At 33.9% G+C, this 18,040-nt stretch carries 17 protein-coding genes; 1 reads left to right on the top strand and 16 read right to left on the bottom strand.

All coding sequences use genetic code 11. The annotated features are described in order from the left end of the window. Positions 1–35 precede the first annotated feature (35 nt). Positions 36–419: a hypothetical protein gene (locus ACFVAD_RS16480; RefSeq protein WP_386642371.1), complete on the top strand. Its 384-nt coding sequence runs from the start codon at positions 36–38 to the stop codon at positions 417–419. Positions 420–543: 124 nt separating this feature from the next. Here the strand turns inward: ACFVAD_RS16480 and galE are convergent, their stop codons facing one another. From galE to ACFVAD_RS16400, 16 genes are all read right to left on the bottom strand, one after another. Beyond that, positions 544–1,539, bottom strand: coding sequence for a UDP-glucose 4-epimerase GalE (gene galE / locus ACFVAD_RS16475; RefSeq protein WP_386642368.1), 996 nt, complete (start codon positions 1,537–1,539; stop codon positions 544–546). An 80-nt stretch (positions 1,540–1,619) separates the two neighbouring features. Next, positions 1,620–2,585, bottom strand: coding sequence for a hypothetical protein (locus ACFVAD_RS16470; RefSeq protein ID WP_386642365.1), 966 nt, complete (start codon positions 2,583–2,585; stop codon positions 1,620–1,622). A gap of 25 nt (positions 2,586–2,610) precedes the next feature. After that, the gene (locus ACFVAD_RS16465) at positions 2,611–3,570 is read right to left on the bottom strand and encodes a polysaccharide pyruvyl transferase family protein (RefSeq protein ID WP_386642362.1); all 960 of its coding nucleotides are present in this window, start codon (positions 3,568–3,570) and stop codon (positions 2,611–2,613) included. Positions 3,571–3,626: 56 nt separating this feature from the next. Continuing rightward, positions 3,627–4,964 carry a flippase gene (locus tag ACFVAD_RS16460; RefSeq protein ID WP_386642359.1) on the bottom strand — a complete coding sequence of 446 codons (1,338 nt, stop codon included), beginning with the start codon at positions 4,962–4,964 and terminating at the stop codon, positions 3,627–3,629. A gap of 3 nt (positions 4,965–4,967) precedes the next feature. Then, the gene (locus ACFVAD_RS16455; RefSeq protein WP_386642356.1) at positions 4,968–6,242 is read right to left on the bottom strand and encodes a glycosyltransferase family 4 protein; all 1,275 of its coding nucleotides are present in this window, start codon (positions 6,240–6,242) and stop codon (positions 4,968–4,970) included. A 22-nt stretch (positions 6,243–6,264) separates the two neighbouring features. Further along, positions 6,265–7,278 (bottom strand): EpsG family protein, encoded by a 1,014-nt coding sequence (locus tag ACFVAD_RS16450; protein ID WP_386642354.1) that lies wholly within the window; start codon positions 7,276–7,278, stop codon positions 6,265–6,267. Positions 7,279–7,313: 35 nt separating this feature from the next. Continuing rightward, positions 7,314–8,438 carry a non-hydrolyzing UDP-N-acetylglucosamine 2-epimerase gene (wecB, locus tag ACFVAD_RS16445; protein ID WP_386642351.1) on the bottom strand — a complete coding sequence of 375 codons (1,125 nt, stop codon included), beginning with the start codon at positions 8,436–8,438 and terminating at the stop codon, positions 7,314–7,316. A gap of 3 nt (positions 8,439–8,441) precedes the next feature. Then, positions 8,442–9,551 carry a capsular polysaccharide biosynthesis protein CapF gene (locus tag ACFVAD_RS16440; RefSeq protein WP_386642348.1) on the bottom strand — a complete coding sequence of 370 codons (1,110 nt, stop codon included), beginning with the start codon at positions 9,549–9,551 and terminating at the stop codon, positions 8,442–8,444. Between the two features lie 16 nt (positions 9,552–9,567). Further along, entirely contained in the window at positions 9,568–10,605 is a 1,038-nt protein-coding gene (locus ACFVAD_RS16435) for a polysaccharide biosynthesis protein (RefSeq protein ID WP_386642345.1), read from the bottom strand. 48 nt (positions 10,606–10,653) lie between these two features. Continuing rightward, a complete protein-coding gene (locus tag ACFVAD_RS16430) occupies positions 10,654–11,838 on the bottom strand; it encodes a glycosyltransferase (RefSeq protein WP_386642342.1) in 1,185 nt (394 codons plus the stop codon). A 15-nt stretch (positions 11,839–11,853) separates the two neighbouring features. Next, positions 11,854–12,681, bottom strand: a complete 828-nt coding sequence (locus ACFVAD_RS16425) for a glycosyltransferase family 2 protein (RefSeq protein ID WP_386642340.1) — start codon at positions 12,679–12,681, stop codon at positions 11,854–11,856. 257 nt (positions 12,682–12,938) lie between these two features. Next, entirely contained in the window at positions 12,939–13,724 is a 786-nt protein-coding gene (locus ACFVAD_RS16420) for a glycosyltransferase family 2 protein (RefSeq protein WP_386642337.1), read from the bottom strand. A 1-nt stretch (position 13,725) separates the two neighbouring features. Continuing rightward, positions 13,726–14,574, bottom strand: a complete 849-nt coding sequence (locus tag ACFVAD_RS16415) for an NAD-dependent epimerase/dehydratase family protein (protein WP_386642334.1) — start codon at positions 14,572–14,574, stop codon at positions 13,726–13,728. Beyond that, positions 14,571–15,206: a sugar transferase gene (locus ACFVAD_RS16410; protein ID WP_386642331.1), complete on the bottom strand. Its 636-nt coding sequence runs from the start codon at positions 15,204–15,206 to the stop codon at positions 14,571–14,573. The genes ACFVAD_RS16415 and ACFVAD_RS16410 overlap by 4 nt, the downstream gene beginning before the upstream one ends. A gap of 550 nt (positions 15,207–15,756) precedes the next feature. After that, a complete protein-coding gene (locus ACFVAD_RS16405; RefSeq protein WP_386642328.1) occupies positions 15,757–15,951 on the bottom strand; it encodes a type IV pilin protein in 195 nt (64 codons plus the stop codon). 226 nt (positions 15,952–16,177) lie between these two features. Then, entirely contained in the window at positions 16,178–18,013 is a 1,836-nt protein-coding gene (locus ACFVAD_RS16400; protein ID WP_386642325.1) for a polysaccharide biosynthesis protein, read from the bottom strand. Positions 18,014–18,040 lie beyond the last annotated feature (27 nt).

The following is an 18,040-nucleotide window of genomic DNA, read 5'->3' as shown; positions in this document are numbered from 1 at the left end:
ACGTCACGAACTATTTTACTAAAGTAGTAGGTTGATTGAGCAAAAGTGTAAAATCCTATCGAGCAAAAAGTGTCAACTTTATTCTAGCGTTTACATACACTTCTTATGTGGACTTCTCGCTGGCAGAGGTGGAACAATTTGATGTCAGAAGTGGAACAAAAACATTGCAACGATGGAACAATCGTATGGCTGTAGTTAGATGGCAATCAACCGTCATTTTATTGCTTCATCGACAAAATTCGGGGAGTCACTGTGACCAGAACTTGGGGCCTGCTGTTTTATCTTTGGAAGCAACGAGAACCGTCCCCGATGCTTCCGATGCTTCATCTCTTCGAGACAATTTATATGTAATGCTTATTGATCTTGAGTGGGGAAAAAAATTAAAAGAAGAAATGCTGTGCAAATATAGGAAAGTTTGAAAATGGAGGATTATGTTAAGATTTGCTGGTCCCCTTTGTGGTGAGAAAAGATAAAAAGTACGACAAAAAAGCCCGCCGAGCCATTATTTGGCCCAACGGGTAATTTACTAAATCACACTACACACTATTCCATATAATTTTTCTCAAACCGCCAAGCATCTCGGCACATTGAGATAAGATCACGTTTAGCAGTCCATCCTAGTTCCCGCTTTGCTTTTGAAGCATCGGCATAGCATGAAGCGATATCCCCAGGTCTCCGATCCACAATTTCGTAAGGGACTTCGATATCATTAGCTTCTTCAAAAGCTTTCACTAACTCTAGTACACTAGTACCTTTTCCTGTTCCCAAGTTATAAACATGAACACCTTCAGTAAGATTTTCCAATGCAGCAACATGACCTTCAGCAAGATCTACTACATGAATATAATCGCGAACCCCGGTACCATCCACCGTAGAATAGTCATTTCCGAAAACTCTTAATATCTCAATTTTACCTTTTGCGACTTGAGTTACATAAGGCATCAGGTTATTAGGTATTCCGTTAGGTGCCTCACCTATTTGTCCGCTCTCATGAGCACCTACTGGATTAAAGTAACGAAGGACAGATACCGAGAACGCAGGGTTTGCTTTTGCTATATCGGTTAGAATCCGCTCACTCATGGCTTTCGTTTCACCGTAAGGATTAGTCGCTGGTAGGAGACCCATTGTCTCTACAAAAGGTACTTTATTATCTCCATACACTGTTGCTGACGAACTAAAAACAAACCGATTGACACCATATTTCTGACAAGCTTTTGTTAGAACCATTGTACTTACAATGTTGTTGTAATAATATTCTAGCGGTTTCTCTGTAGATTCACCTACTGCCTTAAGGCCCGCAAAATGAATCACTCCATCAATCTTATATTTTCTGAAAATAGTTTCAACAGCTTCTGCATCTGTTACATCAATCTCGTAAAAATTAACTTCTTTATCAGCTATATCAATGATTTTCATAACAGTCTCACTTTTACTGTTAGAAAGATTATCAGCAATAATGACTGAATGTCCTGCTTCAAGTAAAGCAATACAAGTGTGAGAGCCTATATATCCAGCACCACCGGTTACTAGTATGTTCAAGGGGTATATCACCTCGATTCCTCGGGATTGAATAAATAATTCAACATAGTATTGCTAATTAAGTTTCATTCTAGTTTTTTTTATTTGTAATAAAATTTTTTCACTTTACTAGATATTTTTCTTAATAGACCATGAAAGATATTTGGGTAAATTATTTTATAATAATTAGCGTCGTACTGTCTATTAGGTAAAACAAAGTCTGGATGCTTAAGTGGTAGTTCTAGTTCTTTTACATCCATAAAGAAAAAATTCGCAATTTTTTTAGGCAGTAATTTAATGTTATTTCCTGAGTGAGTTGATCCAGTACCAATTCCTACATTTGTAATTTGGTTATATTTAGGAACTATTGACAACCACGAATTAACATGTCTTGTAAAACCCCATTGATAATCCCAATATGATGTAACATTATTTCCTTCTAATTCTTTCCTTGCGTTTTCCCAAGTCCTTATTCTTCTATTAGCTGCATATTTAGGAGTTATATCTAGTAACACATTATTTCTAACATATGTTTCATCGATCTTCTTTAAATCATATTCATATTTTTGCCAACGATCTTTCCAGGTTGCCCATCCCCATATTGCACCTGTTTTAACGAATCCATACGAATAACCACCAAAATCATATTCTTTGAAATAATTCAATCCACTTATTATTCCTATTCTAGAATCATCTTTATATTTTTCTAGCATTTCTTTACAAAATGGAAAAAAGGAATCTGCAGGAATACAATCATCTTCAAGAATTATTGCTCTATCTACATATTCAAACACCCAAGAAATACCTGTTTTTGGTCTTTTACCACAACCCAAGTTTACATCTGAATAATTTCTATAAATCTCGCATTCCCAATCAATATCATTAACTATCTCTCTACACTGTTTGATTTTAGCATAATCAAATTCATTTCCTTTTCTTTCACCATCTTGAATTAAAAATAACTTAGACGGTCGGGCTTTCTTTACTTTCTTAAAAACCTCTTTCAATGTTTCAGGCCTGGTAAAAAAAATTAATGCCACAGGAACATCCAATTCAGCTTTATTCACTTACCTCACCTCAATGCTTCTAAAATCATCTAAGAAATTGACTTTTCCATTTCTCAATATTTTCAATTGGTATATTAATCTCAGTTGAAAAATTACTATTTATTAAATCAGGTAATAGTTCAATTTCGTTACGAGAAACACATTTAAGATTAAAGTCTTTCTGCTTTTCTATTGCTCTATTATCAATAGCAATAATTATAGTCCTTCTTTTCTTTTGAAGTGCTCTAATCCCAGCATGTAACCTTGTACCCACATAATCCACATTTTTTTCTAATATAGCATCATAAGATCTTAAATTTGGGGGAACCAATTTAATCTTAGTATTATTAAAATTTAATTCCTTGAAATACTCATAATCTTTAGTTCCTTGAATCCATAAATAAACATTTTGGTAATTGTCACAAAGGACTTCAAGCATTTTTTTATCTCTCGTAACATCTTTATTATAATCAGTAATGGTACAAACAACATCCTCAGATTTAGCAACCTTTATATCTAGGCAATGTTCTTTTGTGAGGCTCCACATAGTGGGACAACCAGTGTTTATAACATTATCAAACCCCATTTTTTTCATCTGCGATTCAGTATAAGAATCTCTTACAGAGTGATATAAATCAGAAGATAAAACCTTTTTGTATAATTTTTTTGTATAATAATTCGGTTCATCTCCATACTGCCACCAACCAGTACCAACTAACACACTGGGGCCAACACTGTTAGCATTAAAAATATTGATATCCCACTGCCTAAAGAGCCTATTCATTTTCCCCCTTAATAAATTACTTCCACAAACAAATTTATAGTCAAAATCTTTTGTATGTCTTAAGTATCGTGATACTGGTAAATGTGTAGATACTTCAACAATAAAAGATGTATTCAATAAATCCTCTAACTGTCTATATGCACCATCAAATATTATATGGTCTCCCATATTTAGACTGCTTATTGCGGGGTTGTAAAGCACAATTTTTTTCTGGTCTGTCATAATTGGATTTCCTCTCACATAAATAATTATTTTATTTCATTCTAAACACAAAAGCCTCAATCTTCTTTTCTTAATCCTGTAAACGTAAATGCTTTTAGCATCATCATTGAACTATATCTTACTTTTTTTATGAATAAAGGAATAATAAAATTAGCTATAATTTGAGCAGCTAGCGTTGCGATAGCAGCACCATATCCACCTAAAATAGGTATCAAAATGAAGTTAAGACCTACATTAGCTATTGCTCCACCAGAAAGAAGTATAGTACTATATTTCTGAGTTCCTTCACTAACCATCCATGTTGAAGCAGCAGTACCAAGCATAGCAAAAGTTCCTGCCCATATACTTATTGACAAAATACTTGCAGCCTTAAAATAGTCAGGTCCATAAAGTATTCCTATAATTATTTTTGAAAACAAAAGAATAAAGATTCCGAATGCAATTCCTATCCAAGCCACAATTGTATATAAAAGCTGAACTGATTTTAGGTAACTCTTTTCATCTATTTTTTTCTTACCCATAATGACTGGCTTAAATGAAGTTATTATAGCCATTGGTACAAAATACCACATGCTCGCAATTTGAGTTGCGGCTGAATATATACCTAATTCTTCCTTGTTAGGTAACATAGAACCAAGCATCACCTTGTCAATTTGCATAAAAAGCGTCCCCATAAGCCCTGCAAGAATTAAATACCAGCTTTGTGACAATATATTTTTCGCATATTGGAATTTAAACTTCCACTTTGATTGTAAGGTCCTATTTTTAAAATATGCAATAACTAGTGCGATTCCTATAATCAATGCATCAGACATATAGATCATAGCTAAATGGACTAAACTACCTTCCAAAAGTACAAAAACAATTTTTAGCAGAGCAGAAAAAACATATACTCCCATACGAATCAACGAAGATATTTTCGATTTCTGGTACGCTTGTATCCAGTACTCTATGACTTCTAACGATTTAAAGATCATGGTGAATGACATAATTAATACAAGTAAATGGACAAGCTCTTCATCTGGTGCGACGAATCGAATAGTAATACTGGCTAGAAATGTTAATACTCCCCCACCTACTACGCGTAAAACTAAACTTGTGAATAGTATCGTACCCTCTTCTTCATCTTGTTGTACAATTGATTTAACAGATAGCGTTTCTAAACCTAATGTTGATAAGGCTGTAAATAAGGTTACAAAAGCTAAAGCATAATTATATACACCATAATTTTCTGGACCTAAATATCTAGCAACTAGTGCCATGACAAATACGCCAATAACCATAGTAAAAACTTTGTCCCCAACTAGCCAACTCGCATTATTGATAATCTTGGTGGCAACCTCATTACCTTTTAATCTTTCCAGAGATACTGCGATTTTATCTTTTATTTTCAATTCCTATTCCTTCTTTTGCAATATTTCTTCATATATTTCTATTAAACGGTTTGTATTTGTTAAAGGATCGTGCGTTCTCAAAGCATGTGCTCTGGCATTGTTAGAGAACCGTAAGGCTAGCTCATCATTATTAAATATTTCACATACATAATGCGCCAACATATAAGGTGCATCTGCTGGATAAACAAAACCTTCTTCTTTGTGCTTTAACATATCAGCCACACCACCAACATTAGAAGCTACGGATGGGACTCCTAATATCATAGCTTCTCCCAAAGAGTTAGGACTATTTTCAATAGATGATGGACAAACAAAAATATTTGATTTTAAATATCTGTTACACATCTCCTTTTCATCTAAAGGGCCAGTAAAAACTATGTTTTTTTCTAATTCAGAATCAAGAATCATCTTTTTAATATATTTTCCGTAATAGGTCATAAGCAATCTATCTTTTATTGTTGCTGACTTAGTAATATCCTTTCCACTTATATACAACTTTGTATTAGGAAATCTCTTTAAAATGAGAGGCATTGCTTCTATTACATAGTGAAGACCTTTTATTGGGTATTGGCCTTGGCTTAAAAAGATCGAGTGCTTTTCACAATTCTCCATTTTCCACTGATGTTTATAAAATTCTTGTCTCAATGTTTCATTACAGAAATGATATTCTGCCTGTGGGTTAATTTGTGATGTACATGCTTTATCCCAAGTTGTTCGACCAATTATATGTTTTATGTTTTTTATTGCCTCAATTTCATTCTTTCCACTTTTTATAAATAATTTCTTTAGTCCCCGCACATTGTCCTTTCTCAATATGTTTCTTAATGTGAAACCAAAAATAGTTTTAAAAGGCAAATTTGCCTCAAAGTGCTTCGGAATTACAGATACTAGCCCTTGAATTGAAACAACAGCTTCTATTTTCTCCCGCTTGCATATGTTGACCATTGAAAGAGAGTGAGCTATTTCTGTACCATAAATATGAACAATATCTGGATTAACTTCATTAAGAATATTTCTAAATACTATATTTTCCTCAATTATTTGCTTATCTTTGTCTCTAACGGGGGTAAAGGCATAATAGGTTATCTTATCACCCTTAACCTTTCGGTAGGATTGAATGTTTTTTTTAGGAAACGCAATTGTCAATTCTATTCCCTTTTTGTTTGCTAAATCTTCTGATGTATTTATAAGCCACCCACCATATGGAGATGCTTCTTCATTCATTAAATTACTTACTTCAGGTAAAGATATATTTATTAGCCATAATACTTTTATCATTGTAATCCCTCTTTTTTAAAATTTACATTCCTAATATTGTCTTATATATATAATGTTCATTCCCGTTAAAGAAATTAACATATCTTCCTAGATAAATAGTTAAGATAATAATAGACAACAATACCTTATGTGACCTTCGCTTAAGTCGGCAGATTATAAATGGTATCGTTACTACTAAAAATATTTCAAAATACATACCTATTCTAAAAATCATGGAAACTTTTATAGATAATATAGAAATTATTGTAGAGATTAATGATAACTTTCCGTATATCATTTCTTTTCCTTGCAACTTATTTATATTTAATATCAAAAATAGAAATAAAGTGCCTGATATCAATGTAGACCTAAGACTATTTGTATAACCTTGATTAAAATAATAAGTATAATTATGTGGGAAATATTCCAATATCCTATCTAAAATCGCCTCAAATAATGGAGTTCCAATCAAAACAACTAATATACCATAAATAATACTTATCGATTTTATATTTATTTTTTTCTCATTTAAAAGAAAGTAAACGGGTAATAATACAATCGCACTTTGATGGAATCCTGAAGCAATTAATACTAAGATTGTATAAAGAGGAAAGTTTCTCTTTATGGCAAATTTTATAGCAAAAATAATAAAGCATATTGCTATTGTTTGTCTTAAACTAGATAAATGAACTAAAAAGAGATACGGATTAACCAATAAAAGTAGTAAACTAAACCAATAATCTTTAGCACTAAAATTTTTTTTGATTAAATTATATATTGATATAATATAGAAGAGGCTAATAATGGCAATGAGCCAAAAAAAGTTGGGAATCAGCAGATTTAAGTAATTGAATAAAATCTCCTTTCCCCCAAAATCTACAAGCCCATCATTAATTAAAGCATGTAAATTCATATAAGAGAAATAATCATTTCCAAAGTCATATCTTATTGCTAAAAAAAGAAATAATGTGCTGAACGAGAGTGTATAGAATGGAAGTTTTTTATTTAAATCTGGAAAGGAAAAAAATAAAACAATAAGAAATATAATATGAGTCAATTTAGATCCCCTTCCATAATATAAAGTTCTTCAATTTACTTACCCCAAACAACTCTATTTATATAATCAGTATACGATAAGATTATTCTAAGAACCTTGTCAGATACATTAGGCATACTATAATCCCCAACAATTCTTAAAGTGCTTTTTTCCTGAGCCTCTAAAACTTCTAAACCTTGTAAGATTCTTTCCCTACCTAATCCAACCATCATTACAGCAGCTTCTTCCATCGCCTCTGGTCTTTCATGGGCTTGCCTAATATTAAGAGCTCTAAATCCAAGAATAGAAGATTCCTCACTTATAGTCCCGCTATCGCTAAGAACTGCTTTCGCCTTTATTTGAAGCTTTACATAATCATTAAATCCTAAAGGTTTCATAGTCTTCACTAAAGGATTAAATTCTACCCCTTTAACATCTATCATTTTTCTAGTTCTAGGATGTGTACTCACAATCACAGGCATATTATACTTTTCAGCAATCGCATTTAAACTATCAACCAAATCTAGAAAATTGTTTTCTGAATTGATATTTTCCTCTCTATGAGCTGATACTACAAAGTAGCTTCCTTCCTCTAAGTCCAATCTCTCTAATACATCCGAACACTCTATATCTTGTTTTCTAGAGTTAAGAACTTCAAACATAGGGCTACCTGTTTTAATAATTCTATCTGAAGGAAAGCCTTCTCTAAGAAGATATTCTCTTGCAATATCACTATAGGTCAAATTGATATCTGCTGTATGATCTACAATTTTTCTATTAGTTTCTTCCGGTACTCTTTGATCAAAGCATCTATTTCCTGCTTCCATATGGAATATTGGAATATGACGCCTTTTTGCAGCAATAGCACATAAACAGCTATTTGTATCTCCCAACACTAAAAATGCATCTGGTTTTACTTTCTCCATAATTGGGTCTATTTTAACCAGTATATTCCCGATTGTTTCTACCGCTGTCCCGGTAGCTGCATTAAGAAAATAGTCTGGTTTTTTTAAATTAAAATCTTTAAAGAATACTTCGTTTAATTCATAATCATAATTTTGTCCTGTATGGACAAGTGTATGTTCAATAGCATTTGATTCTTCTAATTTATTAATAACAGCCGACAATCTTATAATCTCTGGTCTAGTTCCAACGACTGTCATAACTTTTAATTTCTTCATTAATTATACCTCCACGAAATATGTGTCCGGCTTTTCTGGATCAAAGCACTCATTTGCCCACATTACTGTCACGAGATCACTTTCCCCTACATTTACTATTGAATGCGTATATCCAGTAGGAATATCTACCACCTGTAGCTTTTCACCACTTACTCTATACTCAATAATCTCTTCAGAATCAATCTTCCTAAAACGAATTAAACCTTCCCCACTAACGACTAAGAACTTCTCGTTTTTAGTATGATGCCAATGATTTCCTTTTGTAATCCCAGGTTTAGATACATTTACAGAAACTTGTCCTCTTTCAGGTGTTCTCATAAACTCCGTAAAGGACCCTCTTTGATCGCAATTCATTCTAAGATCATAAGAAAACTTATCAACTGGTAAAAAGCTTAAGTAGGTACTATATAGCTTTTTAGTTAGAGCATCCTCCATATTAGGGATACTTAAATTTGTTCTACTTTCTTTAAAGCTTTTTATAAGGTTCGCTAAATCTCCAAGTTTAATATAATGAGTTACAGGTACAACACAGAAATCATCTTGCATAGTGGCATTTCCCTCAAGAGCTCTTAAAAACTCCTCTAATAAGTCATCTATATAACAAAGATTAAGCTCTGCATCCGGATTATTTATCTGAATATCTAAGCCATTAGCTATGTTATGGCAGAATGTAGCTACCACAGTATTATAGTTAGGTTTGCTCCACTTACCAAATAAGTTCGGTAATCTATATACATAAACCTTCGCATCAGTTTCATAGTAGTAGTTAAATAGTAAATCCTCTCCAGCCTTCTTACTTCTTCCATAAGGATTGTCCTTTTCTGCCTGTATAGATGAAGTAAGAAGAACAGGGGCCTTATTGTTATGTTTTTTTAATAGCTCTAGTAATTGAGAAGTTAAACCAAAATTCCCCTCCATAAATTCTTTTTCATCTTTTGGCCTATTAACTCCAGCTAGATGAAAGACGAAGTCACATTCCTTTGTATATTTTTCAAGTAATATAGGATCACTTTCCCTAGTAAACTCAAAAATATTACTATATCCTCTATTCATAAGTTCTGCGATAAGGTTTTTTCCTATAAACCCTTTTGCTCCTGTAACAAGAATATTCATCACTCAAAACCACCCTTTAATTCATAACGTGAACTTTTTTATTCCATTCTTTTAATTCGTTTTGTACATAATCTAATTCAAGTAGTTTTTCTTTAATTTGTTCAATGCTAAGAATTTGTGTATTATCCGAGTTATATTCTTCTACGGTAGTAAGTTTTTGATCTCCCTCTGCAAAGTACTTATCATAGTTAAGATCTCTTTGATCTACAGGTACTCGATAGAAACCAGGTAAATCTTCTGCTTTTACGTATTCCTCTTTAGTAAGAAGTGTTTCGTAACGTTTTTCTCCATGACGAGTTCCAATGATTTTTGTTTCATTATCCGCATTAAACAATTCCTTTATTGCCTGAGCAAGATCACCAATTGTACTAGCTGGTGATTTTTGAACTATAATATCCCCTGCTTCTGCATTCTGGAAAGCAAAGACAACTAACTCAACCGCCTCTTCTAAGCTCATAAGAAATCTTGTCATATTAGGATCTGTTACTGTTAAAGGTTGACCATTTTTAATTTGTTCAATAAATAGTGGTATAACCGATCCACGTGATGCCATCACATTACCATATCTAGTTCCACAAATTAGTGTCCTACCAGGATCAACAGTTTTCGATTTAGCAACAAATACCTTTTCCATCATTGCTTTTGAAATCCCCATTGCATTAATTGGGTAAGCCGCTTTATCTGTTGAAAGGCAAATTACCTTTTTAACTCCATACTCAATAGCTGCTGTTAGAACATTGTCTGTACCTATAATATTAGTCTTTACTGCTTCAAGAGGGAAGAACTCGCATGATGGAACCTGCTTTAATGCTGCAGCATGGAAAATATAGTCGACACCATGCATAGCATTTTTAACGCTAGCTAAATCTCTTACATCCCCAATATAAAATTTTAATTTATCGTTTCTATATAGTTTTCTCATGTCATCCTGTTTTTTTTCATCACGCGAGAAAATTCTAATTTCCTTTATCTCGGTATCTAGAAATCTTTCCATAACAGCATTTCCAAAAGAACCAGTACCACCTGTTATAAGTAAAGTTTTATTATTAAACATTACATAAACTCCTTTAGTTGATTTATTTTCAAATATATATAATAGAAGTTACTGAGAATTTATAGACCTTAAAAACTCTTTCATCTTAGTAGATTGACTGTTTTTATTTTTATTTTTTAATACAAAATCCCTTGCTTTTAACCCAAAGAGTTCCCTTTCTTTATCAGATATAGCAAGTATTTGTTTAATGTGATCTGATATTATAGAAGGGGCATTACTATCCATTGTATATAAATAATCATAGTACTCTTCTGGAATCCCAGATAATTTTGTTGTTAGAAACGGGGTTCCAGATACCATATATTCAAATGTTTTTGAGGGAAAAGAATACTTTGTATAGTCATCGATAGAGTTTCGTGCATTAATCAATAACGTTGCTTGCTTCTGATATTCAAATAATTCTGTTCTTGATACAAATCCAAAAAATTTAATTCTTCTATCTTTTCTAGCTTCTCTTTGAATATATTCATTTAACTCACCGTCTCCAAATATCCAAAGTTCTAGTTCCTTATCTTCTATTAGTTTAAAGCCCTCTATTATATTTTCAATTCCTATATTTTTATGAAGTGTGCCAGCATGCATAATGGATTTTTTTTTGTTTACTTTATCAAAATTTATCCCATTCGGTGAATAGACACCTTCAATTACCAATGTCTTCTTATTCTTTATTGGAAGTTGCTCTCTCATTGCATCTGAAAACAAAATGAAAGCATCAATATTATTTAGCAATTTATTAATAACCCAATAATCAACTTTCTTAAAAAAACTTTTTATGGGTTTGTCCTTCAATGACATATCCATATATCCGGGCAGATCGGGACAAATCAAAATAGTTTTGAGATTATTGTTCAACTTTTTAGCAAACCAAAGTGCTATCAAATAGGGTGTGTGGATTAAATAAGCAACGGCGACACTATACTCCCTTTTCTCTTTCCTTTTTAATATATTGAAACACATGAGTACAGTTTTTATAATCATAGATATTAGTGGAATCTTAAAGGACCCTACTGCATAATCATTACTCGACTTATTATGTGACCATTTAAAACCTTTATTAAACTTCTTAGTAGTTGGAAAGTCACTCAGGATTGCTATATTTAACTCTTGCTCCTCCAACCCTTCAATAATATTTTGCTGAAAGAGAGAACCAGATACTGCACCAGGGCCGTTTACTGGTAGTCTATATTTACCATTATTTATCCAAGCTATGCTGCTTATCCATAATAATTTCATATCAAATTCTCTCCCCTAAAATTGTGAAACAAATTTTACACCCATCTTTAATAACAATTTCTTGATTTTTTTCCTTAAACTGTTTGGTATATTTTCTCTTAAATAAAACTTAACATTGTGGGTAATGACCTCTTTTATGGAAAGTTTTCCTCTATATTGGTAATCTATATTAATTCCTCTTTTTTTAAAATACCTTATTGTTTTAGGAAACCATTTACCTTTTAATATTCCGTTATGAATATCTATAATATTAGCAGTGCTTACAAAACAATCATTGAATGGTTCTTTATTGCTATCTACTGCTTCTTTTAAAAAATTTATTTCAAATTCCCATGCTGAACCATCAACTTCTTTTAACTTCGCTAAAAGAAAGTCTTTCTTCCATACTGAAGCTTGAAGATTAACCCCATACTCCTCATTTTTATATATTGGGTAAATTCGATCACAATTTTCCTTAATAGTCCGTTTCCGAGGGATATTAGTTATTCTAAAATAATTTACATTATTATTAAAAATGAAATTTATCGCTTGATTTAACTCAGAGTTTTTAACCTTTTCACCTATAAGATAGTCTTCAAGTAGCAAAAGAACATAGTCACTATCTATTTGTTCAATTGCTTTTCTTGCTCTATTACACCAGTTGATTTCTTTGCCCGTTTGTATTAGACGAACATTTTTATAACTAACCTCAGTTTCATTGTTAACTAAATAAATCGGATATTCACAATCCGGCCAATATTTATAAAAGGCTTCAAAAAAAAACGGCCATACATCCCTATAACCATCAAATGAAAGAACGACAATAGATATTTTCGGATGAACTGATTCTGTGGGAATTCCCATAACTCTAACCTCCAATTTTTAGTACCTTTGAAAAAACAACAATTTGCTGTTTAAGCACGGTATAAATAATTCTTATATGTTATTTATACAATTGTTAAGTCAATTTCAATAATGTACATTATCAACCGAAAAACGAATAAAATAGAGCTAGTCTATATCGACCACATGGTAATTGCATTTATAATATAATTACATAACCCAAAGTTCACTTTTCAATAACAATGTTGAAATTTATGAAATCGATTAAATTAAAAAATCTAATGGACATTTAATTTGATATTTTTATATTTTTTAATGGAACCCATAATATGCCTAACCATATAATAAATCGAAGCCAACGGATTAATACCAATGAAACGAAATACTTTATAAGTCATCTTAAAAGTTTTTAATTTGTTTCCTGATTTTGAGTTTTTGGAAATTCTATATATAAGAAGTGGCTCATTGACACCATAAGCATAGACTCCGGTCCTTAATACTCTTAGCCAAACCGCATAATCTTCATGCATATCATCGTTTTCCATTTTTATGTTTTCAAAAAATCTCTTCTTTATGAGGACAGATGAGCAAGATATAACATTATGTGTTCTTAATTCTTTATAACTAACTTTCTTAGGAACATCAAAGATCCCTTGATAAAAGTCTCCAACATCGTTGATAAAAGATGAGCCTGTAAAAGTAAACTCAGAATTAATTTTTTGTGAGTGCAGCAACTGCTTTTCCAACTTATTTTTCTTCCACATATCATCACTATCTAAAAATGCTATCCAATTACCATTAGCAAGTGTAATGCCCCTATTCCTAGTTGCTGATACTCCTTGATTTGTTTCATTAATATATAATTTAATACGGGTATCTTTAATTGAAAGTTCTTTTATAATTCTTACTGTATTATCCCTTGATCCATCATCTATAACTATTAACTCCCAAAATTGATATGTCTGTTCAATAACTGATTTAATAGCTTCTTCGATATACCTTTCGCAATTGTATGCAGGCATTATTATGCTTATTAATTTCTCTTTTGTAAAAACATCCTTCAAATTACTTCCCCCTTTCGGTCATAGAAATCGAAGAGTAAAAATCACAAATAAAATATGGAATCTCATATTCTGACATACCCTTTTCGTATACTAGGTCTCCAAATACTTTATTTAAAGTACTACTCTTCAACAACCTCAGTAAAGGATTAAATAATCTAGTTAACCAAATCTTCTTCTCATGCATTTCTGCTATTGACTTTACAAACTCACTGGTCCTCACATACTCACTATTTTGAGGAAAAAAAGTTCCACTATTATAATTATCAATTAAAAACTTTACAAACTCAGACAAATTATCTATATAAATCATACTACGTTTATTATCAATATCAGGAAAAACCGGAGTTATAAGAGCAAACTTTGCTAATCTTACATAATTCCCTTTGCATCCTTTACCGTAAATCATTGGTGGACGAACTATTGCAACTTTAAATTTTTCATTTTGTAAAGGTTTTATTAGTTCTTCTGCCTGAAGTTTGGACTTCCCATAATTACTTTTTGGATTCAGGGGAGATTTTCTATTAATTACACCACTTTCAATACCATATACGCTCATCGAACTTAAAAAAATGAACTGCTTAACACCTTCATTTTTTGCCTTCCGAGCAACTTCGTAAGTCAAGTCGCGGTTAACCTTGTAATAAAGGTCAGCATTCTCCTTTGTCTCCTTTATATGTGCTATTCCAGCAACATGAAAAACTACATCATAGCCCGAGAATTTTTTTTCCTTCCATGAATCGGCCCTTAAACTAATGGAGGTAACGGAATACTTATCAGGATATTTTCCAAGCCACTTCTCAAGACTTTTTCCCACATAGCTGCTTTTACCAGTTATCAGTATTTTTTTCATTTGATAATACTCTCCTTACTACTCGCGATTTCTTTTTTCGCTGTAGTTCCAGTCCCACCTTCAACAACCCCATCACTTTTTACAACACGAACGATGGTCCCAAAGAAGCACTTTACATCCATCCAAAGGCTAATCCTTTCAACATACTCTCCATCCAACTTAGCCTTAATTTCAATAGGAAGCTCATCTCTACCATTAATCTGTGCCCAGCCTGTCAATCCAGGCGGTACATCATTAGCACCATACTTGTCCCGTTCAGCAATCAGATCATACTGATTCCATAGTGCTGGTCTTGGCCCAATAATACTCATCTGTCCCACAAAAATATTCAAAATCTGCGGAAGTTCATCAAGTGAGGTTTTTCTCAGGAATTTACCCATCTTTGTGATATGCTGTTCTGGATTACCTAATAAGTGAGTTGGAGTGTCCTTCGGTGTATCTATTCTCATGGTACGGAATTTTAATATGTTAAAATGAGTCTTGCTAATTCCTACTCGTTTTTGTTTAAACAAAACGGAGCCTCTTGAATCCATCTTAATAGCAATTATTAGAATTAAAAAAATGGGTGATAAGACAATAAGTCCTATTAAAGAAAGAATAATATCTATCAATCTTTTAACCTTCATATACATCCAGCTGCACTCCTTAAAATTTGTTCTTTAGTAGATTAGGACTTAATTAGAATCAGTTATTTTCTTATTCCAACCAACTACTAAACCACTAAATCTTATCCACTTCAAATAGCCACCTCGTAATATCTATTCAATCTACCAAACAAATAGGAAATAATATTCTCGCATCCATATACCGAGTTTCTTCCTATTATAATTTACCATTCAATCAATCAATAAATCTCACTAAAAACGCCAAAACCCTTATCCCACAAGGCTTTCAACGTGTCATCTATTCACTATAGTCAGTTCCCTAAAATCACTCAATCAAAATAAGAAAGCCAAAATACATCGCTGCCCTTCCCCAAAGTCTTTATCAAGCACTTTGGCTCTATACAAAAATGCCAAACTTCACAAAAAAGGCACATCCCCTTCATACTCATCATCTGTAGAATGCTCACCGCACTCTACTTCCCCTTCAACATAAACAATATCTCCACCTATCGGACATATTTCCCATCAAAGCCAGATAGATATGTAGTGAAAAGTACATCACTGTGTTCTTGGTCTTTTAAAGTCTTCCCTCCTTATACATCCTTCTCAATTCAAGACGATTTGCCTCACTAACATCAGCCTCTGTTTTAGAAATTAATCCTTTTATAGAAGGCACTGCAATGGCAGCTATAATTCCTAGAATGACCACTGTAACCAAAACTTCCATCAATGTAATTCCATAGTTGTCAGAAAGAAATTTCTTCTTTACCATGTAACACCTCCGGATTATTTCCTTATTGCATATATTAAAACAGGCATCCAACCCCACCTCACACCACACCACCGACAATTCTATCTAAGGCAGTCCCCCACCCACAGTGCAACCGAGTGCCTCCATTGATAAGGGTAAGGAGACATCACCAACCATTTACAAACAGAAAACCTATCCCTGAAGCGATGTACAGGTCAATAGGTTCTCTGTGTGTAAATCCCTGTCCTTAAACAGGGATTTTAGTCTTGCTAAGATGCTGTATTTCATTTTCTCTATTGTTCGCAACTAACAGTAAGTAGCTTCTAATTTCTTCAATATTCATATCTGAAAAATTACTCAAGAAGTAACCCAACACATTTTCATCCTTGAGGCTTGCTTTCCCAATATGTATCTTAGGAAACACATTCTCCTTATGAATCTCATCCTCATTCAGAAGCTCTTCATACATCTTCTCCCCAGGTCTAATCCCAGAGTAGCGGATCCCAATCTCATCAATGGAGTATCCAGAAAGTGTAATCAGGTTCTTTGCCAGATCCACAATCTTCACGGGCTCTCCCATATCCAGAACAAATACTTCTCCACCGCGGGCTAGAGTGCCAGCCTGGATAACAAGTCTGGATGCTTCCGGGATGGTCATGAAGTATCGTGTCATATCAGGATGCGTAACCGTCACAGGTCCACCAGCCTGAATCTGTTTCTTGAATAATGGAATGACACTCCCACGGCTTCCAAGGACATTTCCGAATCGTACGGCGACGAACTTTGTTTGACTTTCCTGCGCCAGCTGCTGGACGACCATCTCTGCAAAACGTTTCGTAGCACCCATAACGTTGGTCGGGTTGACGGCTTTGTCGGAGGAGACCAATACGAATGTTCCTACCCCGAATGTGTCCGCCGCTTCTGCTACGTTTTTGGTGCCGAAGACGTTGTTCTTTACCGCTTCTTCCGGGTTTCTTTCCATCAATGGCACATGCTTATGAGCCGCTGCATGGTACACGACGTCAGGCTGGTACTTTTCCATCAGGTGGAAGATCTTATCGCGGTCCTGGATGTCAGCTATTTCAGTCAGGATGGTGAATGCCTGATCGTATTGAGCTCTAAGCTCTAATTCGATTGTGTAGATGCTGTTCTCCCCATGACCCAGCAGAATGAGCTTTTCCGGATTAAAGCTGGATATCTGACGACATATTTCCGAGCCGATGGATCCCCCTGCGCCTGTTACGAGCACTGTCTTGCCTGTAATAGATTCAGAGATGCTTTTCATATCAAGTTTTACCGGTTCACGGCCAAGAAGGTCTTCCACTTCCACGTCTCGGAACTCGTTGACCGATACTTTTCCGAGCATGAGGTCCTCAAGCATCGGGATGATTTGTGTTTTTGCGTCTGTTTTGCTGCATTCTTGAAAGATGGTATTGATTTCTTTTTTCCCTAAGGAAGGGATGGCAATGATGATGTTATCGATGTCCATCTTTTCAATAATGGACTCGATTTTTGTTACATCTCCAAGTACTGGAATACCAAGGATTTGAAGCTTATGTTTCATCACATCATCGTCAACAAAAGCAACTGGCTCGAGATCCGCTTCATGATTCTGCAATAACTGTCTGGCAACCATCGTACCAGCTGCACCCGCCCCGACAATGAGAGTCTTCTTCTTATTCGTCTTGGTTTTCCGATAGTAATCCCGGAACAGGCGGAAGGAGAAACGGGAACCGCCGATTAGAATCATATGTAGCATCCAGGTGATGAGAAGCGCTCTGATATAGATATTTTCCACGACCAATAATTGAACAAACCCCGTAACCGCAACGGAATACGTCACGGCTTTCAATATTCCAAGCAACTCTCCGATACTCGCATACTGCCAGGCCTTATGATATAACTTGTAGGAATAAGCGAATAAATGATGCCAAATAATTAAACTTAATGAGCTCATGAGCAGTGTTTTCGAGTTGAAGATGTTCCAATCCGGGATCAGCATCCAGAAGCTTATGTAGATCGATGATAGAACAATCAGGGAGTCTACCAGAATCAACAACGAAAGCCGTTTCTTGTACGTCATTGCAAAACCTCCTTTTCATTTTGTATT

It is taken from the genome of Sutcliffiella sp. NPDC057660, assembly GCF_042800035.1.
Classification (GTDB): domain Bacteria; phylum Bacillota; class Bacilli; order Bacillales; family Bacillaceae_I; genus Sutcliffiella_A.
Note: the sequence above shows the minus strand (reverse complement) of the source record. Positions and strands in the feature narration are given on the sequence as shown.

Coding starts and splice junctions, on each gene's coding strand:
- ACFVAD_RS16425 (WP_386642340.1), bottom strand. CDS start 12,681: ATGGGAATTCCCACAGAATCAGTTCATCCGAAAATATCTATTGTCGTT.
- ACFVAD_RS16435 (WP_386642345.1), bottom strand. CDS start 10,605: ATGTTTAATAATAAAACTTTACTTATAACAGGTGGTACTGGTTCTTTT.
- ACFVAD_RS16465 (WP_386642362.1), bottom strand. CDS start 3,570: ATGACAGACCAGAAAAAAATTGTGCTTTACAACCCCGCAATAAGCAGT.
- ACFVAD_RS16440 (WP_386642348.1), bottom strand. CDS start 9,551: ATGAATATTCTTGTTACAGGAGCAAAAGGGTTTATAGGAAAAAACCTT.
- ACFVAD_RS16405 (WP_386642328.1), bottom strand. CDS start 15,951: ATGGTAAAGAAGAAATTTCTTTCTGACAACTATGGAATTACATTGATG.
- ACFVAD_RS16400 (WP_386642325.1), bottom strand. CDS start 18,013: ATGACGTACAAGAAACGGCTTTCGTTGTTGATTCTGGTAGACTCCCTG.
- ACFVAD_RS16430 (WP_386642342.1), bottom strand. CDS start 11,838: ATGAAATTATTATGGATAAGCAGCATAGCTTGGATAAATAATGGTAAA.
- wecB (WP_386642351.1), bottom strand. CDS start 8,438: ATGAAGAAATTAAAAGTTATGACAGTCGTTGGAACTAGACCAGAGATT.
- ACFVAD_RS16455 (WP_386642356.1), bottom strand. CDS start 6,242: ATGATAAAAGTATTATGGCTAATAAATATATCTTTACCTGAAGTAAGT.
- ACFVAD_RS16415 (WP_386642334.1), bottom strand. CDS start 14,574: ATGAAAAAAATACTGATAACTGGTAAAAGCAGCTATGTGGGAAAAAGT.
- ACFVAD_RS16410 (WP_386642331.1), bottom strand. CDS start 15,206: ATGTATATGAAGGTTAAAAGATTGATAGATATTATTCTTTCTTTAATA.